The organism is Sinomonas sp. (assembly GCF_036848755.1).
GTDB lineage: Bacteria > Actinomycetota > Actinomycetes > Actinomycetales > Micrococcaceae > Sinomonas.
On sequence record NZ_DAIUJO010000164.1, the window covers coordinates 1 to 6,071 of the forward strand.

At 69.5% G+C, this 6,071-nt stretch carries 4 protein-coding genes; all 4 read left to right on the forward strand.

All coding sequences use genetic code 11. From position 1 onward, the window contains the following. Positions 1 to 105 precede the first annotated feature (105 nt). The 4 genes from V7053_RS17430 to V7053_RS17445 all read left to right on the forward strand — a co-directional run bounded on the left by V7053_RS17430 (position 106) and on the right by V7053_RS17445 (position 5,941). On the forward strand, positions 106 to 726 hold the full coding sequence (locus tag V7053_RS17430) for a TetR/AcrR family transcriptional regulator (RefSeq protein WP_334173530.1): 621 nt from the start codon (positions 106 to 108) through the stop codon (positions 724 to 726). Between the two features lie 75 nt (positions 727 to 801). Then, a complete protein-coding gene (locus V7053_RS17435) occupies positions 802 to 3,285 on the forward strand; it encodes an MMPL family transporter (protein WP_334173531.1) in 2,484 nt (827 codons plus the stop codon). Positions 3,286 to 3,388: 103 nt separating this feature from the next. Continuing rightward, complete coding sequence (locus V7053_RS17440; RefSeq protein WP_334173533.1) at positions 3,389 to 4,018, forward strand: Maf family protein; 630 nt, start codon at positions 3,389 to 3,391, stop codon at positions 4,016 to 4,018. An 81-nt stretch (positions 4,019 to 4,099) separates the two neighbouring features. Beyond that, a complete protein-coding gene (locus tag V7053_RS17445) occupies positions 4,100 to 5,941 on the forward strand; it encodes an acetyl/propionyl/methylcrotonyl-CoA carboxylase subunit alpha (protein ID WP_443022663.1) in 1,842 nt (613 codons plus the stop codon). Positions 5,942 to 6,071: the final 130 nt, after the last annotated feature.

Consider the following 6,071-nt stretch of genomic DNA (forward strand, 5'->3'; position numbering starts at 1 on the left):
CCCTCAGTGCGGCCGGCGGCCTTGTCATGCGGGGGACGCTTCGCGCCACCCTGGAGCAGCCCGCCCCACTTGCACAGAGTGCAAACTTGCACTTAGTGTAGTGAGGTGACATCTTCCACCGAGACCCCTTCTCGCCGCGAGCTCAACAAAGCCGCGACACGGCAGTCGATCGTCATCGCGGCGATGCGGCTCGCACACGATCGCGGGCTCGGCGGCTTCACGGTCGAAGACGTCGCGGATGCCGCCGGCGTCTCCCGCCGCACCTTCTTCAACTACTTCTCGAGCGCCGAGGAAGCGATCGCAGCCCCGACCTTCGGATTCCTCGACGCCGCACTGGAACGATTCCACGATCGCCCCAAGGGCGAACCGCTCCTCGAGTCGGTCATCCAGATCCTCCTGGCCCTCGCCGACAACAAGTTCATCGAGCCCATGGCGCAGTCGTTCCTCGTCTCGCACGGCAACGATCCGGCCACGCGCTACCAGCTGCAGGCCTTCGACGAGTGCAGCGACAAGATCGTCGCGGCGATCCGCGAGCGCGAGGGCCCCTCGCTCGACGAGCTCTACGTCCACGCCCTCGCCGGCTCCGTGATGTCCTGCGGCAAGGCGGCCCTCGAAGTGTGGCTCGCCGAACGCCGGGGCGACCTCTCGCCGTCGTCCCTCGACCGCTTGAGCGAGCTGCTCGTGGCCGCTTTCGCGCACCTCAAATCAGGCTTCGCGGCGCCATAGCCTGCCGCGCCCCCTGCTACCTGTTCATCCTCTCGCTCTACATCCCCTCGCTGCACATCCTCTCGAGAAGGCATCATGGCTACTCTCCTCTATCGCCTCGGCCGGTTCGCCTACGACCGCCGCTGGCTCGTCGTCTCCCTGTGGTTCATCGTGCTGCTCGCCGTGGGCGGCTCGGCGGCTGCGTTCCACGGAGCGCTGAGCAACTCGTTCCAGATCCCGGGCACCGAGACCCAGCGCATGCTCGACAAACTGCAGAGCGACCTGCCGTCCTCGGCGGGCGGCAGCGCGACCATCGTCTTCGAGTCCCCCAACGCGGCATTCAACGCGGACCAGAAGCAGGGCGTCAGCGATGCCCTGGCGAAGATCAAGGGGCTCGACGGCGTCCAGAACGTCACTGACCCCTTCACCACCCAGGCCCAGCTCGACAGCACCGCAGCCAAGCTTGCCGACGCGCAGAAGCAGCTCGCGGCGAACGAGGCACACCTCACAGCCGGCCAGCAGCAGCTGGATGCGGAGCGGAAGCAGCTCGCCGCGAGCGGCATGGCGCAGGCTGCGATCACGAGCGCCACCGCAAGCGCCCAGGCGAAGCTCGACGCCGGATCGGCTCAACTGGCACAGGCCAAGGCAAGCCTCGCGCTCGGCCAACGCGAAGCACAGGCCTCGCAAGGGCTGCGCTTCGTCTCAACGGACGGCAAGGCCGCCATCGCGACGATCCAGTTCACGAAGTCGACCGACGCGCTCCCGAGCAGCCTGCGGCAGGAGGTCCAGAACCTCGCCGCCCAGGTTCCGGGGGTCAATGCGTACGCGAGCAAGGAGCTCACCCAGGACATCTCGCAGCTCTTCGGCACCTCCGAGGCGACCGGCGTCGTCATCGCGGCGATCGTGCTGCTCGTCATGCTCGGCACGCTCGTCGCGGCAGGCCTGCCTCTTCTCATGGCGCTCGTCGGCGTCGGGGTCGGAGTCGGCGGCACGTTCGCGCTCACGGGCCTCGTCCAGATGAGTTCGACCACCCCGATGCTCGGACTCATGCTCGGCCTCGCCGTCGGCATCGACTACTCGCTCTTCATCGTCAACCGGCACCGCACCCAGCTCCTGCACGGGATGCCGCCGCGCGAGTCGATCGCCCTCGCGATCGGAACCTCCGGCAACGCCGTCATGTTCGCGGGCATCACGGTCATCATCGCCCTCGCGGCCCTCGTGGTCCCGGGGCTCCCCTTCCTGAGCGTCATGGGCATCGCGGCTGCGGCGACCGTGGCCGTCTCGGTGCTCGTCGCCGTGACACTCCTGCCCGCCGTGCTCGCCTTCGCGGGCCGGCGCATCATCTCGAAGCGGCGCTGGGCAAAGGCCGACTCGGAGAACGCCCGAATCGGCAACGAGGAGGCCGAGGCCCGCGAGGACATCGCCAGGTCCGAGCGCGGTTGGGGCGGTTGGGTCACGCGGCACCCGTGGATCGCGCTCGTCGCGTCCGTCGTGGTGCTGGGGGCCCTCGCCCTTCCGGCGGCGCAGCTCCGCCTCGCGCTGCCGGACGGCGGGTCGGAACCGATCGATTCGAGCGCCTACAAGGCGTATGACGCGACCGGGAAGTACTTCGGCCAAGGCATGACGGGTCCGATCATCGTGGTCGGAGAGCTCCCCGCGGGCCTCGATGCAACGGCCGCGAAGGTCAAGGAATACGACGTCGCCGATCAGCTCCGCTCGGTCGCAAACGTCACCGCTGCCGTGCCGGTCGCGCTGAGCGAGAACCGCCAGACCGCCGTCTTCCAGGTGATCCCGACGGACGGTCCCGCGAGCGCGAGCACGGTCCAAGTGGTCAACGACCTGCGGGCCAAGGGCGCGCAGGTCCAAGCACAGACGGGCACCACGATCGGTCTGACGGGCCAGACGGCCGCAAACGTCGACGTCTCGTCGAAGCTCGCCGATGCCCTCCCGCCGTACCTCGCAATCGTCGTCGGACTCTCGCTCGTGCTCCTGCTCCTCGTGTTCCGCTCGCTCCTCGTCCCGCTGCTCGCGACTGGAGGATTCCTCCTCTCGCTCGGCGCGGCGTTCGGCGCGGTTGTCGCCGTCTACCAGTGGGGCTGGCTCGGCCCGGTGTTCGACGTCACCCATCCGGGTGCGGTGCTGAGCTTCCTGCCGATCCTGCTCATCGGCATCCTGTTCGGCCTCGCGATGGACTACCAGGTCTTCATCACCTCGGGAATCCGGGAGGCCTTCGTGCACGGGCAGGAGGCACACCTCGCCGTGCGGACGGGCTTCCGCCACGCTGCCCGCGTCGTGACGGCCGCCGCGATCATCATGGTGAGCGTGTTCGCGGGCTTCATCTTCAGCCACGTCACGATGATCCGGCCGCTCGGCTTCGCCCTCGCCCTCGGCGTGCTGCTCGACGCGTTCGTGGTGCGCATGACGCTCGTGCCCGCCGTCATGCGCCTCATCGGCCGGGGTGCCTGGTCGCTGCCGCGTTGGCTCGCGCGGCTCCTGCCGGACCTCGACATCGAGGGCGCGCAGCTCGAGCGGACGACGGCGGAGCGGGCCCCTCGCGAGCCTGCGGGCGCCGCACGGTAGGCGCGAGCCGAGGGCGCCTGAAGAGGGCGACGGGGCTAGGCTGGGCGGCGTGACTACCACGCCGCCCAGCCTTCCCCCGGCTCCGGGACTGCCCGGTCCGGAGCTGGCTCCCCTCGTCCTCGCCTCCAAGTCCCCTGCGCGAACCAAGCTTCTCGCGGAGGCCGGGATTCCGCATCGGATCATCGTCTCCGCCGTCCACGAGGAAGCGGTCGCGGCCGCGCACCCCGACGCCACTCCGGGCGAGACAGCGCTCCTGCTCGCCCGCGCCAAGGCCGAGGCGGTGGCGACTCTCCCCGAAGCCTCGGGCTCGCTCGTGCTCGGCTGCGATTCGGTCTTCGAGTTCGACGGCGAGGCCCTCGGGAAGCCGTACACAGCCGAGGTCGCGATCGAGCGGCTGCGCGCCATGAGCGGCCGCACCGGAGTCCTGCACACGGGGCACTGGCTCGTCGACTGCCGCGACGGGGTCCTCTCGGACGAGGGGGAGCTCTCCTCGGCCGTCGTCGAGTTCACCGAGATCTCCGATGACGAGATCGACGCGTACGTGGCCACGGGCGAGCCGCTGCACTGCGCCGGTTCGTTCACGATCGACGGCTTCGGCGGCGCGTTCCTCGCACGCGTGGACGGCGACCCGCACACCGTCGTCGGCCTCTCGATCTCGACACTCCGCTCCCTGCTGGCGCGCGCGGGCGTGGCACTGACGGACCTCTGGGAGCCAGCCGTCGTCGGCCGCTGACACGAGCCGTTCCCGACGGGACTGGGTTTTGTAGGGACTCCACAAAGGATCGCCGCATACCCCGCTGAATCCGCCACCAATATGGGCGATTCCACCAAAGGAGCGTTAGGCTCACGGGGAGCAAAGAACGGAGAAACCTTGTCCCTCAACGCTGGAATCAGCCCCATCACCAAGGTCCTGATCGCGAACCGCGGCGAGATCGCCGTGCGCGTCATCCGCGCGGCCCGCGACGAGGGCATCGCGTCTGTCGCCGTCTACGCTGACCCGGACCGGGACGCGCTGCACGTGCGGCTCGCGGACGAAGCGTTCGCCTTGGGCGGGACGACCGCGGCTGAGTCGTACCTCGTGATGGACAAGCTGCTCGACGCCGCGCGCTCCTCCGGCGCCGATGCGATCCACCCGGGCTACGGCTTCCTCTCGGAGAACGCCGAGTTCGCGCGTCGCGTCATCGAAGCCGGCCTCACCTGGATCGGGCCCTCGCCCGAGGCCATTGCGGCCCTCGGCGACAAGGTGCGCGCCCGGCACATCGCCGAGAAGGTCGGCGCGCCGCTCGTTCCGGGCACCAAGGACCCGGTCGGTTCAGCCGACGAGGTGCTCGCGTTCGCCCATGAGTACGGACTCCCCGTCGCGATCAAGGCGGCCTACGGTGGCGGCGGCCGCGGCATCAAGGTCGCCCGGTCCCTCGAGGAGATCCCCCACCTGTACGAATCCGCGGTTCGCGAGGCGACTGCTGCCTTCGGTCGCGGCGAGTGCTTCATCGAGCGGTTCCTCGACTCCCCCCGCCACGTCGAGACCCAGTGCCTCGCGGACGCCCAGGGCAACGTCGTCGTCGTCTCGACCCGCGACTGCTCCCTCCAGCGCCGCAACCAGAAGCTCGTCGAAGAGGCCCCAGCGCCGTTCCTCAGCGAGGAGCAGACCAAGCGCCTCTACGAGTCCTCGAAGGCCATCCTCAAGGAAGCCGGGTACCTCGGCGCGGGCACGTGCGAGTTCCTCGTCGGCCAGGACGGCACCATCAGCTTCCTCGAGGTCAATACGCGGCTCCAGGTCGAGCACTGTGTGTCCGAAGAGGTCACGGGGCTCGACCTGGTGCGCGAGCAGTTCCGCCTCGCACGCGGCGAGCAGCTGGGCTACGACGACCCCGAGGTCCGCGGCCACGCGTTCGAGTTCCGGATCAACGGCGAGGACCCGGGCCGGAACTTCATGCCTGCGCCCGGGACGGTCGAGACGCTCAAATATCCCGCCGGACCGGGTGTCCGCGTCGATTCCGGCATCGAGGCCGGCGAGGTCATCAGCGGGAACTTCGACTCGATGCTCGCGAAGCTCATCGTGAGCGGCGCGACCCGCCAGCAGGCCCTCGAGCGCTCGCGCCGTGCGCTCGACGAACTCGTCATCACGGGCATGCCCACCGTTGTCCCGTTCCACGCGGCCGTCGTGCGCGATCCCGCCTTCGCGCCGGCTTCCGGCCCATTCCAGGTGCACACGCGCTGGATCGAGACCGAGTTCGAGAACGAGATCCCGGCTTGGTCCGGCACCCCGGGCGCCGCCGCGGACGACGCCGGCGAGCGCCAGAGCGTCGTGGTCGAAGTGGGCGGAAAGCGCCTCGAGGTGACGATCCCCGCGGGCCTGGGCGGCATGGCGAAGGCTGGAAAGTCGAAGGCCAAGAAGGCCCGCTCCTCGCGCGGAGGCAGCGCTGCGGCGGTCGCGAGCGGCGATGCCCTCACCGCGCCCATGCAGGGCACGATCGTCAAGGTCGCTGTCGCCAACGGCGAGCAGGTCGAGGAAGGCGATCTCGTCGTCGTCCTCGAGGCCATGAAGATGGAGCAGCCGCTCACCGCCCACCGCTCGGGAACCATCCACGGGCTCACCGCAGAACCGGGCCAGAGCGTCACGGCGGGCTCGGTCATCGCGACGATCGAGGACTGACCGCACAAGGACGCGAAGGAGGGCCGCACCCCGTGACAAGGTCACGAGGGTGCGGCCCTCCTTCTCTTCCCGCCGGCCTCCCCAGCTTTCCCGCCGGCCTCCCCAGCTTTCCCGCTGGCCTCCCCAGCTT

Bases quoted from the DNA above. Each gene is read 5' to 3' on its own strand.
- V7053_RS17435 (WP_334173531.1), top strand. From the start codon at position 802: ATGGCTACTCTCCTCTATCGCCTCGGCCGGTTCGCCTACGACCGCCGC.
- V7053_RS17445 (WP_443022663.1), top strand. From the start codon at position 4,100: ATGGGCGATTCCACCAAAGGAGCGTTAGGCTCACGGGGAGCAAAGAAC.